Raw genomic sequence first — 25973 nt, 5'->3', positions numbered from 1 at the left:
CCATCGTACGGATTTCGTCGCCGGAGGCGGCTTCTGGTTAAGCCCTTAATCACACAACGTCCTGGCCACGCCAACCTTTGGAGTGTGCATGCGGTCTTCTCCTTCCCCCCGGCCCCTGTCTTCCCCGTCGTCGTCCCCGTTGCCGTCCCCGTCGTCGTCCCCGTCGTCGTCCCCGCTGTCGCGCCGCGGGCTCCTCGCGGCCGCCGGGGCCGCGGGCGCCGCGGGTCTGCTGGGCGCGGGGCCCGCCTCGGCCGCCTCCGCCCCGCACGCCGGCGGGCGGAACTCGGCCGCGCTGGTGATCCGTAACGCCTCGGTTTTCACGGGGGTCACCGGGACCGGCCACCGGGCGCCCGTACGGGCCGTCGCGGTCGGCCGGGACGGCAAGATCCTGGCCACCGGGACCGACGCCGCGCTGCGCCGGTACGTGGGCCGGGACACCGAGGTGGTCGACGCCCGCGGCACCACCGTGATGAGCGGGATCCACGACGGCCACGTCCACCCGCTCGGGGCCGGCGAACGCTCGCTGTCCCCCTCGCTGGAGAGCGCGGAGACCACCGCGGCCGAGCTCCTGGAGATCCTGACCGGCTTCCTCGCCGACACCGGCGGCGCGGGCGCCGAGCCCGACGGCTGGCTGGTGGTGGAGGACTGGAACCCGGTCGGGCTGCTCCCCACGGGCACCGCCCCGCACCACTCGGTCCTGGACAAGCTCCCGACCCGGCGTCCGGTGGCCCTGATCGGCGGCGACGGGCACAACCTGTGGGCCAACCAGCGGGCTCTGGACATCGCCGGGATCACGGCGGCCACGCCCGACCCGGTCGGCGGCAAGGTGGTCAAGGGCGCCGACGGGAAGCCGACGGGCGTGCTCAAGGACGACGCCCAGGACCTGGTGAGGCACCTGATACCCGAGCACACCCGCGCCGAACTCGTCGCGGCCTGCGCCGAGGTGCTGGGGCTGGCCGCCGCGTCCGGGGTCACCACGATGATGGACGCCCTGGTGGGGCGGCACGAGCTGGAGCTGTACCAGGCGCTCTCCGCGGCGGGCAGGCTGCCGCAGCGGATCGTCCCCGCGATCCGGCTCGACGCCGACCAGGCCAGGGACCCGGCGGGCTCACTGGCGTACGCGCGGGGCCTGCGCCGGGAGTTCGGGGGCGTACGGGGGCTCCGGTTCGGGATGATCAAGGTGTTCCTGGACGGGGTCATCGAGTACCCGGCACAGACGGCCGCCCTGCTGGAGCCGTACCTCGACGGGAACGGCAGGCCGACCGCGAACCGGGGCGAGCTCTACACCTCGGCGGCGGACTACGGCCGGCTCAGCGCCGCTTTCAACCGGGCGGGCTGGCAGATGCACGCCCACGGGCTCGGGGACCGGGCGGTGCGCACCGCTCTGGACGGGTACGCGTACGCCCGGCGGGTCACCGGGCAGCGCGACGCCCGCAACGCGGTGGCGCACCTGCAGATCGTCGACCCGGCCGACCTGCGGCGCTTCGCGCAACTGGGGGTCGCGGCGTGCATGCAGCTCCAGTGGGCCACCCGGGACACCTGGACGGTGGAGGCGCTGCTCCCCTACATCGGGGCCGAGCGGCACCGGTGGCTGTACCCGGCGCGCAGCCTGGAGAAGGCGGGCGCACGGCTGACGGGCGGTTCGGACTGGCCGGTGGACGCGCTCCAGGTGTGGAACCAGCTCCGGACCGCGATCGACCGGCAGGGCGCGGCGGGCGCCGGCGAGCTGTACCGGGAGAAAGAGGCCCTGAGCCGGGACACCGCCCTGCGGATGCACACCTCGGGGACGGCGTGGCAGCTGCGCCAGGAGGAGCTGACCGGCACCGTGGAGCCGGGCAAGGCGGCCGACCTGGTGCTCCTGGACCGGGACGTGACGCGCTGTCCGGTGGCCGACATCAGCGGGACGGGCGTACGGATGACCCTGGCCGGCGGCCGCGTGGTGCACGAGGCGGATTCGGCGGCGGGCCGGGCGGCCGCGGCCCGGCTGGCCCGCGCCGCGGCGGCGGGCGCGCGCCCGGCCTCGTACGCCTCGGTCCACGGCGGTGACGGTGGCGGCGGCGGTGGCGGCAAGGGCCGGCACCACGCCTGCGGGCACTGAGGGGGCCCGGGGCGGGGGTCCTTCCGGGCCCCCGCCCCGGGCGCCCGCCCCGGGTGCCCCGCCCCCGGGCCCCGGCCGCTCAGCCCGACAGGCCGTGGCGGGCGGCCCAGGCCGTGACGGCGGCGGCGATCTCCTCGGGCCGGTCCTCCGGGCAGAGGTGGGCGGCGGCGCCGCAGTACTCGGTCTCCAGCGCGGAGATGTTCTCCTCGCTCCACTTCACCAGCTCCGGGGTGATCATCAGCGTGGGTGAGCCGTCGAAGGTCAGCAGCAGCTTGGGCACTCCGGGGCTGCCGGCGAGCCAGTCGCCGTAGGCCTCCACCCGGGCGGTGACGTCGGCCGGTTCCCCGTCGATCGGCATGGAGCGCCCCCACTGCAGCAGGGGCCGCCGGCTGTCGGGGGTGGGGTAGGGGGCGGCGTAGACGGCGTGGTCGGCGGCGGAGAGCGGGGTCAGGACCGTCCTGTGCAGGCTGTCCTCGATGAAGAGGTTCTGGTCGAGGGCCAGTTCCTCCCCCACGTCCGGGGTGCGCAGCGCCTCGAAGCGGGGGCGGGCGGGGGCCGGGAACTCCGACCAGCCCACCGGCCGCAGGATCGTCTCCATGAAGGCGAGGCCGCGGACCGTCCCGGGGTGGCGGGCGGCCCGGTCGAAGGCGAGCGCGCCGCCCCAGTCCTGGCCCACGAGGACGGCCTCCCCGATCCCCAGGGCCTCGAACCAGGCGTCGAGGTAGCGGGCGTGGTCGGCGAAGCGGTACGCGCCGCCGGGCTTGCCGGAGCGGCCCATCCCGATGAGGTCGGGGGCGAGGACGCGGACCCCGCCCCCGATCCGGGGCAGCACGCGCCGCCACAGGTGGGAGGAGGTCGGGTTGCCGTGCAGGAAGACGAAGGGGACGCCGTCGGGGGCGCCGAGCTCCTCGTAGTACATCGTCGAGTCGAGTACGCGGGTGACGGGCATGGCGGGACCATCCGTTTCGTCATTCGTTGGCGTGACTAACGTTCGTGACACCAACGAAAATAAATCGTTAGTGCCACGAACGCAAGGGGTACGATCCCGGCATGACCACGGAAGAAGAAGGCCGGGACGCCCCCGCCCTCCCGGCGCGACTGCGCGAACAGCCCAGCCGACTGCTCTCACAGGCCTCGGCGCACGCCTCCCGGCTCGTCACCGAGGAACTGGGCGGGGCAGACGCGCACAAATGGCACTACGCCACCCTGGTCGCCCTGGACGAGTTCGGACCCGCCAGCCAGGCGGCCCTGAGCGGCCGCACCACCATCCACCGCAGCGACCTGGTCGCCGTCATCAACGAACTCGCCGCGCGCGAACTGGTCGAGCGCACCCCCGACCCCGCCGACCGGCGGCGCAACGTCATCACCCTCACGACCGCCGGGAGGCGCCGGCTGCGCAGGCTGGAGCAGTTGCTCGCCGCGGCCCAGGAGGAGTTTCTGTCCCCTTTGTCCCCACAGGAGCGCGAGCAGCTCGTCGAGCTGCTCGTCCGGCTCGTCGCGCACCACGCACCCGGCGGCCCCACGATGGAAGCTGACGACCGGTAACCCCCGTCGGCGGCCCACCCGCGCCCCACCGCCACCCGTCTGCCACACCCGACTCGATCAACATCTCATATCTGAGATACGGTGCACCCATGGCAGACGACTACCTCGTACGCATCGGCAAGCTCATCCGTGACGCCCGGCAACACCGGGGCTGGACACAGAGTCAGCTCGCGGACGCCCTCGGCACCAGCCAGAGCGCCGTGAACCGGATCGAGCGCGGCAACCAGAACATCAGCCTTGAGATGATCGCGCGCATCGGGGAAGCCCTCGACAGCGAGATCGTCTCCCTCGGCTACGCCGGCCCGATGCACCTGCGCGTGGTCGGCGGCCGCCGCCTGTCCGGCGCCATCGACGTCAAGACGAGCAAGAACGCGTGCGTGGCCCTGCTGTGCGCCTCCCTGCTCAACAAGGGCCGTACGGTCCTTCGCCGGGTCGCCCGCATCGAGGAGGTCTACCGCCTCCTGGAGGTCCTGAACTCCATCGGCGTCCGCACGCGCTGGATCAACGACGGCGTCGACCTGGAACTCGTACCGCCGGCCCGCCTCGACATGGACGCCATGGACGCGGACGCGGCCCGCCGGACCCGCAGCATCATCATGTTCCTCGGTCCCCTCCTCCACCGGATGGACCACTTCAAGCTGCCCTACGCGGGCGGCTGCGACCTCGGCACCCGCACCATCGAGCCGCACATGATCGCCCTGCGCCGCTTCGGCCTGGACATCACCGCGACCGAGGGCATCTACCACGCCCAGGTCGAGTCCGGGGTCTCCCCGGACCGCCCGATCGTGCTGACCGAGCGCGGGGACACCGTCACCGAGAACGCGCTGCTGGCCGCCGCCCGGCACGACGGCACCACCGTCATCCGCAACGCCTCCTCCAACTACATGGTCCAGGACCTGTGCTTCTTCCTGGAGGCGCTCGGCGTCCGGGTCGACGGCGTCGGCACCACGACCCTCACCGTCCACGGCGTCCCGAACATCGACGTGGACGTGGACTACTCCCCCTCGGAGGACCCGGTCGAGGCGATGAGCCTGCTGGCCGCGGCGGTCGTCACGGAATCCGAACTCACCATCCGCCGGGTCCCGATCGAGTTCATGGAGATCGAGCTCGCGGTCCTGGAGGAGATGGGCCTCGACCACGACCGCTCCCCCGAGTACACCGCCGACAACGGCCGCACCCGCCTGGTGGACCTCACCGTCCGCCCGTCGAAGCTCGAAGCGCCGATCGACAAGATCCACCCGATGCCCTTCCCCGGGCTGAACATCGACAACGTCCCCTTCTTCGCCGCCATCGCGGCCGTGGCCCAGGGCCAGACCCTGATCCACGACTGGGTGTACGACAACCGCGCGATCTACCTCACGGACCTCAACCGCCTCGGCGGCCGCCTCCAGCTCCTGGACCCCCACCGCGTCCTGGTCGAGGGCCCCACCCGCTGGCGCGCGGCGGAGATGATGTGCCCGCCGGCCCTGCGCCCGGCGGTGGTCGTCCTCCTGGCGATGATGGCGGCCGAGGGCACCTCGGTCCTGCGCAACGTCTACGTCATCAACCGCGGCTACGAGGAACTGGCGGAGCGCCTCAACTCGGTGGGCGCCCAGATCGAGATCTTCAGGGACATCTAGGTCCCGGTCCCGGCCCTCCACGCACCCGCACACGAGGAAGGCCTCGCCGTGAACTCCGCGGCGGGGCCTTCGTCATGCTCCCGGGACCTGCCCGGGACCGCCTGGAACGCCGGGTCAGCGGGTTCCGTCGATGCTGCCGCGGGCCGCGAGGCGGAAGTCCTTGACCGCTTGGTAGAGGGCCCGCTCCCGTTCGGCGGCAAGGGCGGTGTCCTCGGCCTTGTGCGCGGTGATTCCCGCGTGGGCGTTCTCAGCCATGCGCCGCACGACGTGCGAGAGAGCACTGGAGGCCTGGGCCACGCGTTCGGCGGCCTGCGCGAGCGACGCCGGGCCTTCGAGGATGACGAGTTCGCCGGCGCGGTGGACCTCCCGGGCCAGGGTGACGAAGCGGCCCGTTTTCTCGTCCACATCGGGGAGGTCGGGCCGATCCGCACGCAGCGCGTCGAGAACGGCGTCCATGGCCATGTCGCGGTCATGGAGGGCGCCGAGGTAGCCCGCATACGCGTCGCGGCGATGCTGACGGCTCCACTGGGCGTGCTGGGACCGGGCCTGAGCACGGCCGTTGACGATCGCGGCCCCGAGGGTGGTGACGGAACCAACGGCGGCACCCAGCAGGGCGGCAAGTCCTGAGTCCATGGGCCCCAGTCTGCCGTTCTCGCCGTTCGCCCCGTCGGCGGGGGTCTCGCCGACCGGGCGGGACGGACCGGTGTGCGAGCCGGTGCGGCCGGCCACGGCCGCGGCGGCCCGAAAGCCGGCCCTCCGGCCGGCCGCACCGGCAAGGGGGCCATCAGCCGGGGTAGTTGGTGCGCCAGGGTTCGTAGTACGGGTTGTCCTCGCAGCGGTCCATGATCTCCACCTTCTTCACCGTGTCCACCGGGCAGACGGCCACGATGAACGCGCGGGCGATGCCGCCCGGGAAGGCCACCTCGACCTGGGAGGCGTACTTGTGGGTGTCGCCGATGGTCTGGTTGACGTCCACCCCGCCCGGGGCGTCGATGTAGTAGTTCCAGCCGCTCTTCCAGGACTTGTAGAGGTCGTGGTTGTAGGTGGTGGAGACGTACGGGGAGGGCTGGTTGACCAGGACGTAACTCTCGATGTCGTACTGGCCGTTCAGGGTGTCCCTCGGGAGGAAGCCCTCCTCGAAGACCACCGACGGCGGGCGGCCGTCCGAGCGGTAGAGCTGCTTGCAGTTGATCCTCCAGGACGGGGAGGGGGTGATGCGCTCCACCTCCACGCGTTCGTCGGCGGCGGCGAAGAGGTGGTTCTGGACCCGGGGGCAGGAGTTCGCGGGAGCCGCCGCGTGGAGCGATCCGGGGGCGGCGGCCGGGGCGGCGGCGGACGCGGAGGCCGGGGGGAGCAGGGCGGCGGCGAGGGCCGTCGCGAGGACGGCGGCTCGACGGCGCAGGGCAGAGATGATCATGCGCCCACTGTCGCGGCCCCGCGCCGGCCGCACGGGCATCCTCACCCGATGGTGAGCGTGTCGCTCTGGAGGTCCGACTGGCTTGACGGGAGGGCGAGTTGGTGGCGTAACGATCCTTCGGCGGCGGCCCGTCCGCGGCCCCGGGGACCTCGGCGCCCCCACCATGCGGCGCCGGGGCCGCCGCGCCGGCGCCGCCCCGGTCCGGCGGGGGCGATATTCGGCCTGATGCTCCGGCGGGCCTCCCGCCCCGTGGGCCGCCGCCCTCAGAATCGGCCTGTCGGCGGAGTTCGGCACAGTTCGGCACAGTTCTGAGGGCGGAGCCATGGCATCAGCAGCGCGAGCACCACGGGCAGGTATCAGCGACCGTACGGGGACACCCCGCCTGGAAGGCGCCCCGCTCCTCGGGTCGCTCGCCGACCTGAAGTCGGACGCCCTCGGTACGTACCGGCGGGCGCAGCAGCGGCACGGCGACGTCGTGCGGATCACGGCCGGTCCGCCGGGGCTGCGCACCGAGCTGCACTGCGTGTTCTCGGCGGAGGGGGCGCAGCAGGTCCTGGCCTCGCAGGCGGCCAACTTCCGCAAGGACAACGCCCTCTACCAGGAGGTGCGCGACGCCCTCGGCAACGGGCTGCTCACCAGCCAGGACGAGGACTACCTGCGCCAGCGGCGGCTGGTGCAGCCGCTGTTCACCAAGCGCCGGGTGGACGGGTACGCGGACGCGGTGGCGACCGAGACCGCGTCCACCCTCGCCGCCTGGGAGGCGGCCCCGGGCGGGGTCGTCGACGTCGCGGACGAGATGATGACGCTCGCGCTGCGCGCCGTGTCCCGGATCCTCTTCGGGACGGACGTGGACGCCACCGCCGACGTCGTGGACCGGTCCTTCCCGGTCATCACCGCCTATGTGATGCGCCGCGGCTACTCCCCCGTCAACGTCCCCCGGGACTGGCCCACTCCGGGCAACAAGCGGGCGGCCGCCGCGATGGACGAGCTGTACGCGGTCTGCGACGGAATCATCGCCGAGCGCCGCAGTGGCAGCAGCAGTGGTGAAGGGGAGGATCTGCTGTCGCTGCTCGCCGCCGCGAGCAGCGAGGACGACGGGGAGTTCGACGCGACCGAGCTGCGCGAACAGGTGCTGATCTTCCTGCTCGCCGGGCACGAGACGACCGCCACCTCGCTCGCCTTCTCCCTCCACCTGCTGGCCCGCCATCCCGGGTTCCAGGACCGGGCCCGCGCCGAGATCGCCGAGGTGCTGGGCGACCGTACGCCCGGGGCCGCCGACCTCGACCGGCTCCCGTACCTCACCCAGGTGCTCAAGGAGGCCATGCGGCTCTACCCGGCCGCCCCCGTCCTCGGCCGCCGCTCGGTCGCCGCGGCCGAGGTGGACGGGCACACCATCCCGGCCGGCGCCGATGTGATCGTCGCGCCGTGGGTGATCCACCGCCACCCCGGCTACTGGCCGGACCCGGAGCGCTTCGATCCGGACCGGTTCACCCCGGAGGCGGAGGCGGCGCGGCCGCGCTACGCCTGGCTGCCCTTCGGCGGCGGCCCGCGCGCCTGCATCGGCCAGCACTTCTCCATGCTGGAGTCGGTGATCGCGCTGGCGATGCTGCTCCGGGCCTACGAGTTCGAGGCGGTGGACACCGAGATCCCCGTCGTCGCCGGGATCACCCTGCGCGCCACCGGTCCGGCGCGCTGCCGCATCCGCCGCCTGGGCAGCTGAGGGGCCCCGGAGGGGTCAGGCGCCCGCCGCCGGTGTGTGGTTGCCCTGGAGGCGGGCGAGGTCCGAGGGCCGGACCTGGATGACGAACAGGGCGATCAGCGCCGTGACCAGGGTGAACGCGGCTGCCGCCACGAAGGCGGCGCTGACGCCGGAGGTGAGGACCTGGTCGCTCCAGGGCTTGGGGTACTGCTTGGTCCTGGCGAAGAAGAGCTTCTGCTCGGGTGTGGCGGTGCGCAGGAAGCTGCCCGCCTGGTCCCTGGCCTCGTTGCGGCTGGCCGTGCCGAACACCGTGACCAGGATCGACAGGCCCAGGGAACCGCCGATCTGCTGCATCGCGTTCAGGAGTCCGGAGGCCGCGCCCGATTCCCGGTCGGGGACGTTCGAGAGCGCCATCAGGGTCAGGGACACGAACTGCATGCCCATGCCCGCGGCGAACAGCAGCATGGGTCCCAGGATGCTGCCGAGGTACGTCGAGTGGATGTCGGTCTGCGTGAGCCAGGCCAGGCCGGCGGCGGCGAGCAGGGAGCCGGTCACCATGAACGGTTTGGGCCCGAACTTCGGCAGCCCCTGGGAGGTGATCCCCGCCGTCACCGCGATCATCGCGCTGACCGGCAGGAAGGCGAGTCCGGCCCGCAGGGGGCTGAAGCCCAGCACGTTCTGCACGAAGAGGGTCAGGAAGAAGAACATGCCGAAGATCGCGCAGGCGAAGAAGAGCATGATCGCGTACGTACCGGCCCGGTTGCGGTCGGCGAACATGTGCAGCGGGGTGATGGGCTGGGGCGAGCGCCGTTCGTTGACGACGAAGAGGCTCAGCAGGACCACGGCCACCGCGAAGGAGCCGAGCGTCAGCCCGTCCCGCCAGCCGTCCTGGGACGCGCGGATGAATCCGTAGACCAGGGCCACCATGCCGATGGTGGAGAGCAGGGCGCCCGCGAGGTCGAAGTGACCGGGCCGGCGCGGGGATTCACGGATCACCCTCGGGGCGACCAGCGCGATCAGCAGCGCGATCGGCACGTTGACGAAGAGCACCCAGCGCCAGTTGAGCCATTCGACGAGCACCCCGCCGGCCAGCAGTCCGATCGCGCCGCCGCCGGCGGAGACGCCGGCGAAGACGCCGAAGGCCCGGTTGCGTTCGGGTCCTTCGCGGAAGGTCGTGGTGATCAGTGCGAGGGCGGTCGGGGAGGCGATGGCGCCGCCGACGCCCTGGAGGGCTCGGGCACCCATCAACTGGCCCGCGTTCTGGGCGAATCCGCCCAGCAGCGAGGCCAGGCCGAAGAGCAGGACACCGAAGATGAAGACGCGCCGCCGGCCGAGGATGTCGCCGGTGCGGCCGCCGAGGAGCAGCAGCCCGCCGAAGGTGAGGGTGTAGGCGTTGACGACCCAGGACAGGCTCTCGGTGGAGAAGTCGAGTGCGGTCTGGATGTGCGGCAGCGCGATGTTCACGATGGTGATGTCGAGAACGACCATGAGCTGGCACGAGGCGAGCACGAACAGAGCTAGTCCGTGACGGCCTTCGGTGCCCCGGACCGTGCCTTCGGTCCCGGTGCTGGTGCTGGGCGTAGCGTTCGGGTCCACTTTTTCGACGCTAAACCTGTACCGGGGGTGTCACCACTCGAACGGCCTAGGCCATGTGGCATGTGTTGTGTGATATATGTCGTGTAGTATTTCACATGGCACACTGTCTCCATGGATCGCATGGATGACTTCCTCAGGCTCTCCGCGAGCACCGCCCGGTTCACCCACGGCGCCCCCCGTGCCTTCTCCTTCGGCGACGAAGGCCGGCTCCTGTGGTTCCTCCGCTCCAGCGGCCCCACCGATCCCTTCGACAGCCTCTGGGTCCTGGACACCGCCACCGGCGCCGAAACCCTGCTCGCCGACCCCCGCGTGCTGTCCCCCGAGCCCGCGCCCCTCCCCGCCGCCGAGCGCCGGCTGCGCGAACGCTCGCGGCTCGTCGCCGCCGGGATCGGCTCGTACGCGCTCTCCGCCGACGGGCGCACCGCCGTGTTCGCCCTCTACGGCCGCCTGTACCGGACCGTGTACGAAGGCGCCCGCGCGGGCGACGCCGGAGCGCCCGCGCGGCCCGAGGAGATCCCCACCGCGGGGCCCGTCTTCGATCCGCGCCCGAGCCCCGACGGCTCGCGCGTCGCCTACGTCACCGGCGACGCCCTGCACACCGTGCCCGGCGGCCGGGTCGGCCCCGACGACCAAGCCCGCTGGGGCGTGGCGGAGTTCGCCGCCGCCGAGGAACTCGGCCGGCACCGGGGGCACTGGTGGTCCCCCGACGGGGAGCGCCTGCTGGCCGCCCGCGTCGACGAATCCGCCCTCCAGCGGCGCTGGTTCGCCGACCCGGCGCACCCGGAGCTGCCGGCCGAGGACTTCGCGTACCCCGAAGCGGGCGGCCCCAACGCCGACGTGCAGCTGTGGGTGCTCGGACCGGGCCCGGACGCCGCCGTACGGCTCGACTGGGACGCCGGGACATACCCGTACGTCTCCGACGCCCAATGGCACCCGGGTGACACCGGGCCCGACGAGATCCTGCTCACCGTGCAGGACCGGCTCCAGCAGACCGTCCTGCTGCTCCGCGCCGACCCGGACACCGGCCGGACCCGGGAGCTGTCGCGCACCACGCACCCCCAGTGGGTGGACCCCCTGCTCCCCGGCACCCCGGCGCGCCTGGCCGACGGCCGGATGCTCACCTCGGCCGACACCCCCGGCGGGGCCGCCCGCGCGCTGGCGCTGGACGGCGCGCTCCTCACCGGGGACGGGCTCCAGGTCCGCAGGGTGGCCGGCGCCCACGGGAACCTCCTGCTGATCGAGGCCGGGCAGCGCGACCCCTCCGAGCAGCAGGTGCTCCTGCTGGACCCGGACACGGGCGCCCTGACCCCGCTCGCGGACGGGCCCGGGGTGCACTCCGTCCAGGCCGCGGCGGGGGCGCTGCTGCTCACCTCCGCCGACGCCGACGGGATCCGGCGCGTCCTGCGGAGCCCCGACGGGCGCGAGTTCGTCCCCGGCGACCTGTCGCAGCCGCTGCCGTACCGGGTGGTCCCGGTGCTGGAGCGGGTCACCGAACACGCGGTGCCCACCGCCCTGGTCCTGCCGCGCGGGCACGTCCCCGGCACCCGGCTGCCCGTCCTGATGGACAGCTACGGCGGCCCCGGCATGCAGGACGTCAGCGCCGAGCCGCGCCGCTGGCAGCACCGGCAGTGGTGGGCCGACCAGGGCTTCGCCGTGGTCACCGTCGACAACCGCGGCACGGCCTACGTCTCTCCGCGCCACACGCACGCCATGCACCGGGGCTTCTCCGAGGTCACCCTGGAGGACCAGGTCGCCGCCCTGCGGGCGCTCGGGGCGCGCCACGGCGACCTCGACCTGACCCGGGTGGGCATCCGCGGCTGGTCCTACGGCGGGTACCTGTCGGCGCTCGCGGTGCTGCGCCGCCCGGACGTCTTCCACGCGGCGGCCGCCGGGGCCGCGCCGACCGACTTCCGGCAGTACGACACGGCGTACACCGAGCGGTACCTGGGGCTGCCCCAGGACCAGCCGCGGTCGGGTGACGCGTACGAACGGGACAGCCTGCTCGCCGACGCGGCGGGGCTGCGCCGGCCGCTGCTGCTGGTCACGGGGCTGGCCGACGACAACGTCCACCCCTCGCACACCCTGCGGCTCTCGCAGGCCCTGACCGACGCGGGCCGCCCGCACCAGCTCCTCGCGCTGCCGGGGGTCACCCACATGACCCCGGGCGGGGTGCGGGAGAAGATCATGGCGCTGGAGCTGGAGTTCTTCCGCAAGGAGCTGGGCCTGGCCTGAGCCGAGCCGTGCCGCATGGCCCGGCCCGGGAGGACCGTGCGGCCCCGCCCCGGGCCGCACGCCCGGGCCCCCGGAAATCGATTCCGTGGGCACCGGCCCCTCTGCCAGGCTGGCCCGATGCCTGCTCCCCTTCCGATTCCGATCGACCTCGACACGTGGCCGCGCCGGCAGCACTTCGAGCACTACCGCCGGCGCGTTCCGTGCACGTACTCGATGACGGTGGAGCTCGACGCCACCGCCTTCGCGGCGGCGCTGCGCGCCTCGCGGCGCAAGACCTACCCCGCCCAGATCTGGGCGCTCTCGACGGTCGTCAACCGGCACGAGGAGTTCAGGATGTGCCTGACCGCCTCGGGCGACCCGGCCGTCTGGCCCGTCGTGCACCCGGCCTTCACCATCTTCAACCCGGAACGCGAGACATTCGCGAACGTATGGGCACCCCACGACCCCGACTTCGGCGCCTTCCACGACGCCGCCGCCCCGCTGCTGGCGGAACACGGTCGCGCCACGGAGTTCTTCCCCCAAGGGGAGCCTCCGGCCAACGCGTTCGACGTGTCGAGCCTGCCCTGGGCCTCCTTCACCGGGTTCAACCTCACCATCGGCGACGGCTGGGACCACCTGGCGCCGATCTTCACCTTCGGCCGGTACACCGAGCGGGACGGCCGCACCCTGCTCCCCCTCGCCGTCCAGGTGCACCACGCCGCCGCGGACGGATTCCACACGGCGCGCCTGGTCGGCGAGGTGCAGGCCCTCTTCGACGACCCGGCCTGGGTGGAGTAGGGCCCCGGAGCGAGATCGTCGCTCCGGGGCCCTCCCCCGTACCCGGGTTCCCCGCCGGTCCCCCGGGCGTGCGCGGCTAGATCCGAAAGAGACGGCCTAGGCCAGGTGGCAGGCCACCTCGCGGGAGGCGACCGTCCGCAGCAGCGGCCGTTCGGTGCGGCAGATCTCCTGCGCCACGGGGCACCTGGGGTGGAAGGTGCAGCCCGGGGGCGGGGCGGCCGGACTCGGCGGGTCGCCGAGCAGCACGATCCGCTCGCGCCGCCGTTCCGCCGCCGGGTCGGGCAGCGGGACGGCGGACAACAGCGCCCTGGTGTACGGGTGCTGGGGGTTCTCGTAGAGCGACTTCTTGTCGCCCATTTCCACGATCCGGCCGAGGTACATGACGGCGACCCGGTCGCTGACCCGTTTGACGACCGAGAGGTCGTGCGCGATGAACACGTAGGCCAGGCCCAGTTCGGCGCGCAGCCGCTCCATCAGGTTGACGATCTGTGCCTGCACGGAGACGTCGAGCGCCGAGACCGGTTCGTCGGCGACGATCAGCCGGGGGTTGGTGGCGAGCGACCGGGCGATGCCGATGCGCTGGGCCTGACCGCCGGAGAACTCGTGCGGATAGCGGTCGATGTGCTCCGGGATCAGCCCGACGAGCTCCATCAGGCCGGCGGCCCGGCGGCGGGCGTCCGCCGCGCCCGACCCCCGCACCAGCAGGGGGTCGGAGATGATCCGGGCCACCGTCTGGCGGGGGTTGAGGGAGGAATGCGGGTCCTGGAAGACCATCTGGAGGTCGCGGCGCAGCGGGCGCAGGGCGCGCTGGGAGAGCCGGCTGATGTCCGTGCCGTCGAACTCCACGCTTCCGGAAGTCGGTTCCAGCAGCCGGACGAGCATCCGCCCGGTGGTGGACTTCCCGCAGCCCGACTCCCCCACGAGGCCCAGGGTCCGGCCCGGCTCCAGGTCGAAGGAGACTCCGTCGACGGCGCGCACGGGCGCCCCCCGGCGTCCGGTCGCGGTGCGTTTGCCGGGGAAGGTCATGGTGAGCTCGCGCACGCGCAGGAGAGGTTGTTCCTCTCGGGCCGCCATGGCGGGGCCCCGCGCCGGGGCCGCTGTCCCGCTCATCGGGACACCCCCTGGGCAGCGTTCTCGCCGGGTGTGGCCCGCGGCCCCGGCGGGCCCGCGGCGGACGGGATCGCGCCGCCGGCGAAGTGGCACGCCGCCTTTCGGCCGGACCCGTACGCCGCGAGTTCGGGCCGCTCGGTCCGGCAGCGCTCCCCCTCCGCCTCCCCGCCCGCGGCGGCGACCCCGCAGCGCGGGGCGAAGGCGCAGCCGGGGGCGGGGGCGAGCAGGGAGGGCGGGGAGCCGGGGATGGCGCGCAGGGGCGCGTCGTCGGCGTCGTCCAGGCGGGGCAGGGAGTCCAGGAGCCCGCGGGTGTACGGGTGCGCCGGGTCTGCGAACAGGGCGTCCACCGGGGCCTGTTCGGCTGCCCGGCCGCCGTACATGACGAGCACCTCGTGGGCGACCCGGGCGACCACGCCCAGATCGTGGGTGATCATGACGACGCCGAGTCCGCGCTCCTGCTGGAGCCCGGCGATCAGCTCCAGGATCTGGGCCTGCACGGTGACGTCGAGGGCGGTGGTGGGCTCGTCGGCGATGAGCAGGTCGGGCTCGCAGGCCAGTGCCATGGCGATCATCGCGCGCTGGCGCATGCCGCCGGAGTACTGGTGCGGGTACTCCCCCGCCCGGCGGGCGGGTTCGGGGATGCCGACCTCGCCGAGCATGTCGACGGCGCGGCGTTTCGCGGCGGCCCGGCCGGCCCGGAAGTGGACCCGGAAGTGCTCGGCGATCTGCTCGCCGACCGTGTAGTAGGGGTGCAGGCTGGACAGCGGGTCCTGGAAGATCATGGCCATCTTGCGGCCGCGCAGCGTGGAGAGCTCCTTCTCGGACTTGGTGGTCAGCTCCTGTCCCTCCAGGGCGATGGAGCCGCCGATCTCGGCGCCCCGGTGCAGGCCCATGACGGCGAGGGAGGTGACGGACTTGCCCGAGCCGGACTCTCCGACGATGCCGAGCGTGCGGCCGGCCTCGACGGTGAAGCCGAGGGAATCGACGGCGCGCACCGTGCCGCGCGGGGTGGTGAAGATGACGTGCAGGTCCCGGACTTGGAGCAGCGGTGGCGCTTCGGGAGACGGAGCCATCAGTACCTCACCCTCGGGTCGACGACGGCGTACAGGAGGTCGACGGCGAGGTTCGCGACGACGATGAAGAAGGCGGCCAGCAGGGTGACTCCGAGCACCACGGGCTGGTCCGAGCTGACCAGGGCCCCGTAGAACAGCCGCCCGATGCCCGGGAGTCCGAAGATGGACTCGGTGATGACGGCGCCGGCGAGCAGGCCACCGAGGTCCATGCCGAAGAGGGTGAGGATCGGGGTCATCCCGGAGCGCAGTCCGTGTTTCACCACGACGGTGCGCTCGGGCATTCCCTTGGCGCGGGCGGTGCGGATGTACGGCTCGGCCATCGCTTCGATCATCGAACCGCGGCTCTGGCGTGCGTACATGGCGGCGTAGAGCAGGGCGAGCGCGGTCCAGGGCAGGAGCAGGTTGCTCGCCCAGGCGAGCGGGTTGTCGGTGAAGGCCTGGTAGGTGGGGTAGGGCAGGAGCCCGGCGATGCGGATGACTCCGTAGATGAGCATCACGGAGGTGAAGTAGACGGGCAGGGAGGCGGCGGCGACCGCGCCGACCATGAGGGCCTTGTCGGTGGCCGTGTCCTTGCGCAGGGCGGCGGTGACTCCCGCGCCGAGGCCGAGGACGAGCCAGAGGGCGGCGGCGCCGACGGCGAGGGAGGCGGAGACCGGGAGCCGGTCCATCAGCAGGTCCCACACGGGCAGGGAGTTCTCGTAGGAGTAGCCCAGGCAGGGGAAGTCGCACTGGACGGCGTACTGGCCGGTGCCGAGGGTGCGTCCGGTGAAGATCCCGGTGAGGAAATCGCCGAACTGCCGCCACAGCGGCCGGTCGAGGCCGAGGTACGCGCGTACGTCGGCCAGCCGCTCGGCGCTGCAGGTCTTGCCGCAGGCGGCCGCGGCCGGGTCGGAGGGGAGCACGTAGAAGATGAGGAAGGTGACGGCGGCGATGGCCAGGAGGACGCCGGCCAGGGCGAGCAGCCGGCGCGCGAGGTAGAGGATCACGTCCGGCCGCCCCTCGGATCGAGGATGTCGCGCAGGGCGTCGCCGAGCAGGGTGAAGGCGAGGACCGCGAGGAAGAGGAAGAGGCTGGGGATGACGAAGTACATGGGGTCGGTCTCGTAGAAGGCCACGGACTCGGCGATCATCTGGCCCCAGGAGGGGGTGGGCGGGCGCACGCCCACGCCGAGGTAGCTGAGCGCGGCCTCGGTGCTGATCATGCCGGGGATGAGCAGGGTGGTGTAGGCGATGACCGGACCGGAGACCCCCGGCAGGATGTCGCGGGTCAGGATCCGCCAGGAGCTCGCCCCGCCGACGCGGGCGGCGTCCACGTACTCGCGGTGTTTGAGGGAGAGGGCCTGGCCGCGGACGACGCGGGCGACGCCGGGCCAGCCGAACACGCCGATGACGACGGTCATGAGGACGATGCGGTTGACGTCCTTGGCCACCGACAGCATCGCGATCATGAAGATGAGGGACGGGAAGGACATCGTCAGGTCCATCAGCCGGGACAGGACGGCGTCGGTGCGGCCGCCGAAGTAGCCGGCGGCGATTCCGGCGGCGGTGCCCGCCACGACCACGATGGCGGTGGCGGTGAAGGCGATGAGCAGCGAGACCTGGGCGCCGTGGACGACGCGGGCGAACAGGTCGCGGCCGCTGACGGGTTCCACGCCGAGCCAGTGGTCGGGGCTGATCCCGCCGAAGGAGCCCAGCGGCTGGCCGCCGAGGTAGGGGTCGATGGCGGACTTGTCGAACTCGTCCGGGGACCAGCCGCCCAGCGCGCCCAGCCAGGGGGCGGTGGCGGCCATCAGGACGAAGAGCAGGACGACGCAGAGACTGACGCGGACGGCGGGGCGGCGGCGGAGTTCCCGCCGGGCGAGCTGCCAGGGGCTGCTGCCGGGAGGGATCTCCTTGGCCGCCGCCGCGTCCGTCGCCGGTGCGGGCGGGACGGCGCTGGCGGCGGTCATCTTCAGCCCTGGCCCTGGCTCTTGGCCGGGTCCTTGAGGCCGATGGTGGCGTAGTCGAGCTGGCCGACCCAGACGGGGTGGCCGAAGGCTCCGGCGATGTTGGTGCCGACGAGCAGCGGCTTGCGTTCCAGCAGGACGGGGACGGCCGGGGACTTCTTCATGATCTCGGCGTCGAGGTCGATCCAGGCCTGGTTGGCCTGCTTGGCGTCGGCCATGGCGTTGATCTCGTCGATGCGCTTGATCGTCGCGTCGTCCTTGAACTGGGAGTAGTTGCCCGAGTTGCCCTTGGCCTTGATGGTGCGGCCGTCGAAGACGAAGGGGAGGAAGGTGGAGCCGGAGGGGTAGTCGGGGCACCAGCCGGACAGGACGAGGTCGGGGGCGGTGGTGGTGTCGCCGATGACGTCGTAGTAGGCGCCCGGGTCGACGGTGTCGATGACGACCTCGACGCCCGCGCGGGCCAGTCCCTGCTGGACGGCCTCGGCCTTGCCCTTGTCGCCGGTGGAGACGGCCAGGGTGACCTTCAGGGTCTCCTTGCCCGCGGCCTTGAGGAGTTCCTTGGCCTTGGCGGGGTCGCCGGCCGGTGCGATCTTCAGGGTGTCGGCCTGCTTGCCGCCGGAGAGGGCGGGCGGCAGGTAGGCGGTGGCGACCTCGTTGAGCGCCGGGCCGCCGCCCGCGGTGACCACGGCCTCCTTGTCGACGGCGTACTGGAGTGCCTCGCGGACCTTCGGGTCGTCGAAGGGGGCGCGGGAGTTGTTCATCTGGAGCATCTCGGTACAGCCCTGGGACTCGGCCAGCAGCCGCGACTTGATCTCCGGCTTGGGCAGCACCTTGGGGGCGCTCTCGGGCCGCATGTCGGACCACTGGACGGAGGAGGCGTCGGCGCCCTCCCCGGCGATGATCCGGTCGTCGATCTGGCCGCCCTTGAGGCCCATGACGACCACGAACTTGTCCGGGTAGGCCTTGCGCACGGTGTCGGTCTTCGCGTCCCAGTGCTCGTTGCGGACCAGGACGAGCTTCTTGTCGCGGTCGTACGACTCGATCCTGTACGGGCCGGAGGAGAACGGGCGGGCGTCGTACTGCGTGCCCTTCTCCTGTGACGCGGGGACCGGGGCGAAGGTGGGGAGGGTCGCGGTGGCGGAGAACTCGGCGACGGGCCGCTTCAGTTCGAAGACGATCGTGCGGTCGTCGGGGGTCTTGACGGAGTCGAGGTGCTTGCCCTGGAGCGGGCCCTTGTAGCCCTCGGCGCCGGCGAGGTACTGGGCGGCGTAGTCGGGGCCGCCGGTGAGGTCGGGGGCCATGGAGCGCTCGACGTTGTACTTGATGTCCTGGGCCTTGATGGGCGATCCGTCCTCGTACTTCACGCCCTCCTTCAGGGTGAAGGTCCAGGTCCTGCCGCCGTTGGAGGGGGTCCCGAGGTCGGTGGCGAGGTCGGGGACGAGCTCGCTGCCCGCCGTGCCCGGCTCGGCCTTGAAGGTGACCAGGGTGCGGTAGAGGAGGCGGGTGCCGAAGTCCATGGTCGGCATGACCCAGTTGCGGGCGGGGTCGAGGTGGGCGAAGTCCTGGTTGGACAGGACGGTGAGCGTGCCGCCCTTGACGGGGGTGCCGCCGAGGATCTTCCCGTCGTTGGCGGAGGCGGGGTTGGAGGCGCCGGCCCCTGAGCCGGCCCCTGACGCGGAGCCCTTCTTGGGGTCGGAGCAGCCCGAGGCGCCGAGTGCGAGTGCGGCCACCAGGGCGGTGGCGAGGGCGAGTTGGGTGCGCTTGGTCATGGGTCACTCCAGTGAAGGGCCGCGCTCTACGATGTGACCGGTAACATAGTAATGTGAAATTGTACTGACAAGGGGTTGGACCCCGGCGAGATCCACCGTTATCCAGCCGTGTCCAAATCCCGGCGGCCGACTGGGTGTTCTACCTCCGCCGGCGCCACGGCCGAGCCGGCCCCGCCGCTCCGGCCGGGGCCGCTGAGCCCCGGCCTTGCCCAGGCCGGGCGCGGGCGGTCAGCCCGTCGTGCCCAGGGTGCCGGTGTTCGCGCCCAGGCGGCCCTTCGGGCGGCCCACCGGTTCGTCGCGGCCCTGGGCCCAGAGGGAGCGGACGTGGCCCAGGTGGCGGGTCATGCAGGCTTCGGCCGCCTCCGCGTCGCCGCTGAGCATCAGGTCCAGGAGCTCGAGGTGCTCCTCGGCGGAGGAGACCAGCTTGCCGGCCTCGTCCAGGCCCGTCAGGCCGTACAGCCGGGAGCGCTTGCGCAGGTCGCCGACCGTTTCGACCAGGCGGTCGTTGCCCGAGAGGCCGAGGAGGGTGAGGTGGAAGCGGCGGTCGGCCTCCAGGTAGCCGATGAGGTTGTGCTCGCGCGCGCTGGTGACGATCTCCTGCGCGATGGGGCGCAGGGCCTCCAGGGCCTCGGGCGTGGCGATCTTCGTGATCCGGCCGATGGTCGGGACCTCGATCATCGTGCGCAGCTCGGTGTACTGGTCCAGATCGCGCTCGCTGACCTCCGTGATGCGGAAGCCCTTGTTGCGGACCGGTTCCACCAGGCCCTCGCGGGCCAGGTCGAGCATGGCCTCGCGCACCGGGGTGGCCGAGACGCCGAGTTCGGCCGCGAGGCCGGGCGCGGAGTAGACGCTCCCGGGGCGCAGTTCACCCGCTATCAGGGCTGCCCGCAGGGCGTGGCCGACCTGGTCGCGGAGCCGTTCCTGAGCCTTGATGAGACTGTGCTGCTTCAGGTCACCCATTGCATTTCCTCCGAGACCGCTCACACCAGTGGCGTGCGGAGGAACAGCGTACAATGTCACGTTGCGCTCGCTCCTCAGTGGACACCGCTCCCCGCGGCCTCGAACAAGGCCACCGCCACAGCGAGATCTTCCCAGGCCATGCCCACACTCTTGAAGAGCTGTGGACAACTCGCCGTCCCCGCACCCGGCATCCGGCCCGCGACCAGGTCGGCCAGGGTGCCGCTGATATGACCGGCGCCGATGGCCCCTTCCGCCTCCGGGACCAGCAGGTCCCCCGCCTCGCGCAGGGCCGCCGCCCGCGACTCCACGTAGACGGCCGCCCGCCGGACCAGCGCCGTGTCCACCTCGCGGGCGTCCGGCTCGTGCGAGCCGACCGCGACCACGGTGGCTCCCGGCGCGATCAGCCGCCCGTCGAAGAGGGGTTCGCGGGAGGTGGTGCAGCAGATCACCAGATCGGCGTCGGCCACCTCCGCCGCCACCCCCGGCCGGGCGGGCACGCCCAGCCCCCGCGCGTGCGCCGCCAGCTTCTCCGCGCCGGCGGCGCCCGCCGCGGACCCCGCACGGGCCACGACCACCACCTCCGCCAGCTGCCGCAGCGCGTGCACCGCGTCGAGGTGCCCGTACGCCTGTGGACCCGATCCGAAGAGCAGCAGCCGCAGCGGCCGCCCGGCCGGGGCCAGGTGGCGCAGCGCGAGCGCCGACACGGCCGGGGTGCGCAGGGTGGTCAGCGCCGCCCCGTCGAGCAGGGCGAGGGGGCGCAGGGTGGGCCCGTCCAGGAGGAGGTAGGACCCGGTGATCCGGGGCAGCCCGAGCGCCGGGTTCCCCGGGGCCACCCCGGCCACCTTCACGCCGGCGTAGGCCCCCGTGGCGGCCGGCATCAGCAGCAGCTCCCCGCCGCCGGGCACCGGCAGGGCGCTGCGCGGCGGGCAGGCCTCCGGGTCCAGCCCGGCCCGCAGGACGCCGGCCAGCGCGTCCGCGGCGGCGGCCGGGGTCAGCAGCCCGGCCATCTCGGCGCCCGACAGCTGGGGGATCACAGCAGGAACCCGGTGCCGAGCGCGTCCTGCGGGTCCACGCTGAAGAGGTGCTCGCCCGTGCGGTACGCCGTACCGGTGACCTCCGTGACCACGCCGGCCGGTCCCCGCGCGGCGACGCGGCCGGTGAACACCGTGCCCACGACCGACTCGTGCAGCAGGTCCTCCCCCTCCCCCAGCCGCCCGTCCTCGGCCAGCAGGGCGAGCCGCGCCGAGGTGCCGGAACCGCAGGGCGAGCGGTCGGTCTGCCCGTCGGCGAAGACGGTGACGTTGCGCTGGTGCGGCCCGAAGGGGGTGTCGGGGAGCTCCTCGTACAGGGTCACCCCGTACACCCCGGAGAGGAGGGGCCCGTCCGGGTGCCAGGTGCCGGGGTGGGTGGCGAGGGCGGCCCGGATCTCCCTGCCCGCCCGCACGAGCGCGGGCAGCGAGGCGGTGGTGACGTCGAGGCCGAGGTCCCGGGCGGGCAGGGAGGCGTAGCAGGCCCCGGCGTGCGCGATGTCCACCTCGGCCATGCCGAGGGTGGTGGCGACGGGCACCTTGCGGGCGGTGGCGCGGGCCGGGACGTTGCGGAAGGTGACCCCGGTGGTGCGGCCCGCCGCGCGGTGCACGGTCGCGGCGACCCGCCCCGAGGGCACGTCGATCCGTACCTGGACGTCCCCGTCGTCCGGGGCGGCGACCCGGCCGGTGTCCACGGCCCAGGCGCCGAGCGCCATGGTGCCGTGGCCGCAGGCGGTGGAGTAGCCGTCCTTGTGCCAGAACAGCACCCCGAAGTGGGCCCCGTCGTCGTCGGGCGGGACCACGAAGCCCCCGTACATCCCGGCGTGCCCGCGCGGCTCCTGCACGAGGAGCCGCCGCACCTCGTCCAGGGGGCCGCGCCGGGGGGCCGTGCCCGATCCCCCCGGTCCGATGAGGGTGGCGCAGCGCTCGGCGACGGTGTCCCCGGGCACGGGCGGCGCTTCCCCGGAGGTGAGGTCGACGATGCGGAAGGGCTCGCCGGCGGTGTGGTAGTCCACGGTGCGTACGACGGTCACAGCAGGAACCCTCCGGGGAACGGGTCGGACGGGTCGAGGAAGTACTGGGCGGTGCCGGTGATCCAGGCCCGGCCGGTGACGGTGGGCACGAGGGCCGGGCGGCCGCCCACGGTGGTCTCGCCGATGAGGCGGCCGGTGAACTCGGTGCCGATGAAGGACTCGTTGACGAAGTCCGTGTCCAGGGGCAGGAGTCCGCGGGCGTGCAGTTGCGCCATGCGCGCGCTGGTTCCCGTACCGCACGGCGAGCGGTCGAACCAGCCGGGGTGGATGGCCATCGCGTGCCGGGAGCGGCGGGCGTCGGAGCCGGGGGCGGCGAGGTAGACGTGCTTGAGGCCGGCGATGGAGGGGTTCTCCGGGTGGACGGGCCGGTCCGGGGAGGCGTTGACCGCCTCCATGAGGGCCAGGCCGGCGGCGAGCAGGTCGTCCCCGCGCTCCTGGTCGAAGGGGAGCCCGAGGGAGTCGAGTTCGACGAAGGCGTAGAAGTTGCCGCCGTAGGCGAGGTCGTAGGTGACCGTGCCGTGTCCGGGGACCTCGGCCTTGAGGTCGAGGCCCACGCAGAAGGCGGGAACGTTGGTGAAGGTGGCGGCGGTGGCCGCCCCGTCCTCGACCCGGACGTCGACGCTGACGAGCCCGGCCGGGGTGTCGAGGCGGACGGTGGTGACCGGCTCGACGACCGGCACCATGCCCGTCTCGACCAGGACGGTGGCGACCCCGATGGTACCGTGCCCGCACATGGGGAGCAGGCCCGACACCTCGATGTAGAGCACGCCGAAGTCGGCGTCGGGGCGGGTGGGGGGCTGCAGGATGGCGCCGCTCATCGCGGAGTGGCCGCGCGGCTCGTACATGAGCAGGGTCCGCAGGTGGTCCAGGTGCTCGATGAAGTGGAGCCGCTTGTCGGCCATGGTGGCGCCGGGGACCACCCCGACTCCCCCGGTGATCACCCGGGTGGGCATGCCCTCGGTGTGCGAGTCCACCGCGTGGTAGACGTTTCGGGTGCGCATCAAGTCCCCCTCGGACTCTCGGACTCTCGGGCTCTCGGACTTTTCGGCTGGGTTACCTGAGGCCCTCGGCGAGCGCCTTCTCGGTGGCGGCCCGGACGCCGGCCTCGGTCTCGCCGGTGAGCGGGAAGCGGGGCGGGCGGGCGGGACCGCCGGGACGGCCGGCGAGGTCCATGGAGAGCTTGATGGCCTGGACGAACTCGGTCTTGGAGTCCCAGCGCAGCAGGGAGTGCAGGGACTTGTAGAGCGGCAGGGCGGTGTCGAGGTCTCCCGCGACGGCGGCGCGGTAGAGGGTGGCGCAGGCCTGCGGGAGCGCGTTGGGGTAGCCGGCGATCCAGCCGACGGCGCCGGCCAGGGCCAGTTCGAGCAGCACATCGTCCGCGCCGATCAACAGGTCGAGTCCCGGGGCGAGTTCGGCGATCTCATAGGCGCGCCGCACGTCTCCGCTGAACTCCTTGACGGCGACGATGGAGCCGTCGGCGTGCAGCCGGGCCAGCAGGGACGGGACGAGGTCCACCTTGGTGTCGATGGGGTTGTTGTACGCGACCACGGGCACGCCGGCCCGGGCGACCTCGGCGTAGTGGGCGCGCACGGCGTCCGCGTCGGCCCGGAAGGCGTTCGGCGGCAGCAGGAGCACGGATCCGCAGCCGGCCTCGGCGGCCTGCTCGGCCCAGCGGCGGGATTCGGCGCTGCCGTAGGCGGCGACTCCGGGCATCACGCGGGCGCCGTCACCGGCGGCCTCGACGGCGGTACGGACGACGGCGGCGCGCTCCTCGTCGGTGAGGGTCTGGTACTCGCCGAGGGAGCCGTTGGGGACGACGCCGTCGCAGCCGCCCGCGATCAGCCAGGCCACGTGCTCGGCGTACGCGTCGTGGTCGACGCTCAGGTCTTCCCGCAGGGGCAGCGTGGTGGCGACCATGATGCCGTGCCAGGGGCGGGTGCGGGGGTCCGAACCGGCGGGCGCGGGGGTGTGCGCGTGGGTCATGTGAAGGCTCCCTAGAGTGATGTGTGACATTTTACTAGTGCGTACGACGTGGCCACAAGAGGTGCGGCCGCCCTGTCGGCGGTCCCGTCAGGGAAGTTCGGGGGCGGGCTCGGGGGGAAGCGCGGCGAGGTGCCGGAGCGGAACCGGGCACGACAGCGGCCTGCGGTCGGGCGCCGGACCGGTCCCCGCGAGGGCCGCCACGGCCGGGCCGCACATCCGGCCCTGGCACCAGCCCATCCCGGCCCGGGTGAGGAGTTTGACCGTACGGGCGTCCCGTGCCCCCAGGTCTTCGACGGCCTCCCGGATCCGGCCCGCCGGCACCTCCTCGCAGCGGCACACGTCGGTGTCCTCGCGCAGCCAGCCGGTCCAGCCGGGGCCCGGGCGGTGCGCGCCGGCCATCGCGGCGGCGAAGGCGCGCAGCCTCGTACGGGTACGGGCGAGGCGCGCGGGAACCGGCCGGCCCGCGACCGAGTGGGCGGCGATCTCCCCCTCGGCCAGCGCGAGCTGGGCGCCCCCGATGCCGCAGGTCTCCCCGGCGGACCAGATCCCGGGGACGGAGGTGCGCTGCCCGGCGTCCACCTCCAGAGCGACGGTGGCGTCCTGCCCCAGGCGGGTGGCGCAGCCGATACCGGTGGCCAGTTCCAGCTGGGGCACGAGCCCGTGGCCGACGGCCACGGCGTCGCAGGGGATGCGGCGGCCCGTGCCGGGGACCGGGCGCCAGTCACGGTCGAGACGGGCCACGGTGACGGCCTCGACCCGGTCCGTGCCGTGGGCCTCGGTGACGGCGTGCCGGATGAGCACGCGCACCCCGTGCCGGAGCAACGCCCCGCCGTACGTGGCGCCTTCGGCGAGCTTCCCGGGGTTGCGGAGCAGGGCGGGGACATGGGCGGCGTAGCCGGTGTACGCGGCCGCCTCCACGACCGCCGGAACCCGCGCTCCGGCGGCGGCGAGCGAGCCGGCCACGGCGAGCAGCAGGGGCCCGCTCCCGGCGACGACCACCCGGCTGCCCGGAAGCACGAGCCCGCCCTTGAGCATCGCCTGGGCCCCGCCGGCCCCGACGACCCCGGGCAGGGTCCAGCCGGGGAAGGGGAGCTGACGCTCGTAGGCACCGGTGGCGAGCAGAACGGCCCGGGCCCGGACCGCGGCGGGATCCTCGTCGGGGCCGACGACGGCGTGCAGGACCCAGCCGGGACCCTCCGGGACCACCGTCCAGACGTGGTGCTGCGGCAGATGAGTGATCCGGCCGGCCGCCACATGACCGCGCAGGGCGGCTTCGCGCGAGGCGAAGTCCGGCCATCCGTGATGCAGCGCCTCGGGACGGGCCGCGCCGAGTCCGGGCGCGGGGTGACGGAAGTACTGCCCGCCGGGCCGCTCCCCCGCGTCGAGCAGGACGACGCGCAGGCCCAGCCCGGCGGCCGTGACCGCGGCGGCGAGGCCGGCGGGGCCGGCGCCGACGACGGCGAGATCACACGGCGAGGTCGTCACGGCCGGTCCCTTCCTGGGTGGTGACGCGGTCGCCCGGGCGGGCGGGCACGAGGCACGCGCGCTGGTTCGGGCGGCCGTTGACGGTGACGAGGCAGTCGTAACAGCTCCCGATCCCGCAGAACGCTCCGCGGGGGGCGGCGGTCGCACGGGTCGTGCGCCAGGCGAGGATGCCGGCGGACCAGAGGACGGCGGCGATGCTCTGCCCGGACTGGGCCGGGAGCTCGCGGTCGTCGAAGCGGAGGCTCCACGTCTCCACGGGGGCGCCGCCCACCAGCCCGCGGGGCGACCTTCGCCGCCCCCTCGTCGCTTCACTCATCGCTTCCGACCTCCTCAGTTCCACTGACCCTCTGACAGGCTCCGCACCACGGTGCCCGGTTGCCCTGCGGGGCGGAGTTCCCCTACCCGCCCTTCCACCGTTCCCAGGGCTCCGCCCTGACCCGCGCCTCAAACGCCGGCGAGGCTGAATGGGGGGGGCACCGGGCTGCGCCCGGACCCCCAAAGACCTGGGGCTCCGCCCCAGACCCCGGTCCTCAAACGCCGGACGGCTGAAAAGACACACCCCGGCCGGTACTCAAGACCCCCGGGGCCGGAGGCTGGGACCAC

The 25973-nt window shown here is 73.2% G+C and carries 22 protein-coding genes; 6 read left to right on the top strand and 16 right to left on the bottom strand.

All coding sequences use genetic code 11. The annotated features are described in order from the left end of the window. Positions 1-139: 139 nt before the first annotated feature. A complete protein-coding gene (locus ACWCP2_RS30830; RefSeq protein WP_450911846.1) occupies positions 140-2098 on the top strand; it encodes an amidohydrolase in 1959 nt (652 codons plus the stop codon). A 79-nt stretch (positions 2099-2177) separates the two neighbouring features. On the opposite strand, the gene ACWCP2_RS30825 is transcribed toward ACWCP2_RS30830, so the two are convergent. Then, positions 2178-3047, bottom strand: coding sequence for a haloalkane dehalogenase (locus ACWCP2_RS30825; RefSeq protein WP_450911845.1), 870 nt, complete (start codon positions 3045-3047; stop codon positions 2178-2180). Positions 3048-3148: 101 nt separating this feature from the next. On the opposite strand from ACWCP2_RS30825, the gene ACWCP2_RS30820 reads away from it, so the two are divergent. Further along, positions 3149-3643, top strand: coding sequence for a MarR family winged helix-turn-helix transcriptional regulator (locus ACWCP2_RS30820; RefSeq protein ID WP_450911844.1), 495 nt, complete (start codon positions 3149-3151; stop codon positions 3641-3643). 89 nt (positions 3644-3732) lie between these two features. Further along, on the top strand, positions 3733-5262 hold the full coding sequence (locus ACWCP2_RS30815) for a helix-turn-helix domain-containing protein (protein WP_356510236.1): 1530 nt from the start codon (positions 3733-3735) through the stop codon (positions 5260-5262). A gap of 114 nt (positions 5263-5376) precedes the next feature. Here ACWCP2_RS30815 and ACWCP2_RS30810 read toward each other — a convergent pair whose 3' ends face one another. Both ACWCP2_RS30810 and ACWCP2_RS30805 read right to left on the bottom strand, forming a co-directional pair. Next, on the bottom strand, positions 5377-5895 hold the full coding sequence (locus ACWCP2_RS30810; protein WP_450911843.1) for a proline dehydrogenase: 519 nt from the start codon (positions 5893-5895) through the stop codon (positions 5377-5379). 151 nt (positions 5896-6046) lie between these two features. Then, positions 6047-6679 carry an ADP-ribosyltransferase gene (locus ACWCP2_RS30805; RefSeq protein ID WP_450911842.1) on the bottom strand — a complete coding sequence of 211 codons (633 nt, stop codon included), beginning with the start codon at positions 6677-6679 and terminating at the stop codon, positions 6047-6049. A 322-nt stretch (positions 6680-7001) separates the two neighbouring features. Here ACWCP2_RS30805 and ACWCP2_RS30800 point away from each other — a divergent pair, with 322 nt between their 5' ends. After that, positions 7002-8399 (top strand): cytochrome P450, encoded by a 1398-nt coding sequence (locus tag ACWCP2_RS30800; RefSeq protein ID WP_450911841.1) that lies wholly within the window; start codon positions 7002-7004, stop codon positions 8397-8399. A gap of 15 nt (positions 8400-8414) precedes the next feature. Here ACWCP2_RS30800 and ACWCP2_RS30795 read toward each other — a convergent pair whose 3' ends face one another. Next, positions 8415-9974, bottom strand: a complete 1560-nt coding sequence (locus ACWCP2_RS30795) for an MFS transporter (protein WP_450911840.1) — start codon at positions 9972-9974, stop codon at positions 8415-8417. A gap of 111 nt (positions 9975-10085) precedes the next feature. On the opposite strand from ACWCP2_RS30795, the gene ACWCP2_RS30790 reads away from it, so the two are divergent. Both ACWCP2_RS30790 and catA read left to right on the top strand, forming a co-directional pair. Next, positions 10086-12206 carry a prolyl oligopeptidase family serine peptidase gene (locus tag ACWCP2_RS30790; protein WP_450911839.1) on the top strand — a complete coding sequence of 707 codons (2121 nt, stop codon included), beginning with the start codon at positions 10086-10088 and terminating at the stop codon, positions 12204-12206. A gap of 117 nt (positions 12207-12323) precedes the next feature. Continuing rightward, positions 12324-12983, top strand: a complete 660-nt coding sequence (gene catA / locus ACWCP2_RS30785) for a type A chloramphenicol O-acetyltransferase (protein ID WP_450911838.1) — start codon at positions 12324-12326, stop codon at positions 12981-12983. A 96-nt stretch (positions 12984-13079) separates the two neighbouring features. Here the strand turns inward: catA and ACWCP2_RS30780 are convergent, their stop codons facing one another. The 12 genes from ACWCP2_RS30780 to ACWCP2_RS30725 form a co-directional block, all read right to left on the bottom strand. Then, positions 13080-14093 carry an ABC transporter ATP-binding protein gene (locus ACWCP2_RS30780; protein ID WP_450911837.1) on the bottom strand — a complete coding sequence of 338 codons (1014 nt, stop codon included), beginning with the start codon at positions 14091-14093 and terminating at the stop codon, positions 13080-13082. Further along, positions 14090-15166 (bottom strand): ABC transporter ATP-binding protein, encoded by a 1077-nt coding sequence (locus ACWCP2_RS30775; RefSeq protein ID WP_450911836.1) that lies wholly within the window; start codon positions 15164-15166, stop codon positions 14090-14092. Before ACWCP2_RS30775 ends, ACWCP2_RS30780 begins: the two co-directional genes overlap by 4 nt. Next, on the bottom strand, positions 15166-16152 hold the full coding sequence (locus ACWCP2_RS30770; RefSeq protein ID WP_450911835.1) for an ABC transporter permease: 987 nt from the start codon (positions 16150-16152) through the stop codon (positions 15166-15168). Before ACWCP2_RS30770 ends, ACWCP2_RS30775 begins: the two co-directional genes overlap by 1 nt. Further along, entirely contained in the window at positions 16149-17114 is a 966-nt protein-coding gene (locus tag ACWCP2_RS30765) for an ABC transporter permease (RefSeq protein WP_450911834.1), read from the bottom strand. The genes ACWCP2_RS30770 and ACWCP2_RS30765 overlap by 4 nt, the downstream gene beginning before the upstream one ends. Before the next feature lie 2 nt (positions 17115-17116). Beyond that, positions 17117-18880: an ABC transporter substrate-binding protein gene (locus ACWCP2_RS30760; protein WP_450911833.1), complete on the bottom strand. Its 1764-nt coding sequence runs from the start codon at positions 18878-18880 to the stop codon at positions 17117-17119. A 228-nt stretch (positions 18881-19108) separates the two neighbouring features. After that, a complete protein-coding gene (locus ACWCP2_RS30755) occupies positions 19109-19840 on the bottom strand; it encodes a GntR family transcriptional regulator (protein ID WP_450911832.1) in 732 nt (243 codons plus the stop codon). A gap of 74 nt (positions 19841-19914) precedes the next feature. Then, positions 19915-20847, bottom strand: coding sequence for an ornithine cyclodeaminase family protein (locus tag ACWCP2_RS30750; protein ID WP_450911870.1), 933 nt, complete (start codon positions 20845-20847; stop codon positions 19915-19917). A 23-nt stretch (positions 20848-20870) separates the two neighbouring features. Further along, positions 20871-21902, bottom strand: coding sequence for a proline racemase family protein (locus ACWCP2_RS30745; RefSeq protein WP_450911831.1), 1032 nt, complete (start codon positions 21900-21902; stop codon positions 20871-20873). Further along, positions 21899-22903, bottom strand: a complete 1005-nt coding sequence (locus ACWCP2_RS30740; protein ID WP_450911830.1) for a proline racemase family protein — start codon at positions 22901-22903, stop codon at positions 21899-21901. The genes ACWCP2_RS30745 and ACWCP2_RS30740 overlap by 4 nt, the downstream gene beginning before the upstream one ends. A gap of 52 nt (positions 22904-22955) precedes the next feature. Beyond that, positions 22956-23885, bottom strand: a complete 930-nt coding sequence (locus tag ACWCP2_RS30735) for a dihydrodipicolinate synthase family protein (RefSeq protein ID WP_450911829.1) — start codon at positions 23883-23885, stop codon at positions 22956-22958. 87 nt (positions 23886-23972) lie between these two features. Then, a complete protein-coding gene (locus ACWCP2_RS30730) occupies positions 23973-25370 on the bottom strand; it encodes an FAD/NAD(P)-dependent oxidoreductase (RefSeq protein ID WP_450911828.1) in 1398 nt (465 codons plus the stop codon). Continuing rightward, a complete protein-coding gene (locus ACWCP2_RS30725) occupies positions 25351-25686 on the bottom strand; it encodes a (2Fe-2S)-binding protein (protein ID WP_450911827.1) in 336 nt (111 codons plus the stop codon). Before ACWCP2_RS30725 ends, ACWCP2_RS30730 begins: the two co-directional genes overlap by 20 nt. Positions 25687-25973 lie beyond the last annotated feature (287 nt).

The sequence above is a fragment of the Streptomyces sp. NPDC002104 genome (assembly GCF_053593795.1).
This window is presented reverse-complemented; position numbering and strand designations above follow the sequence as displayed.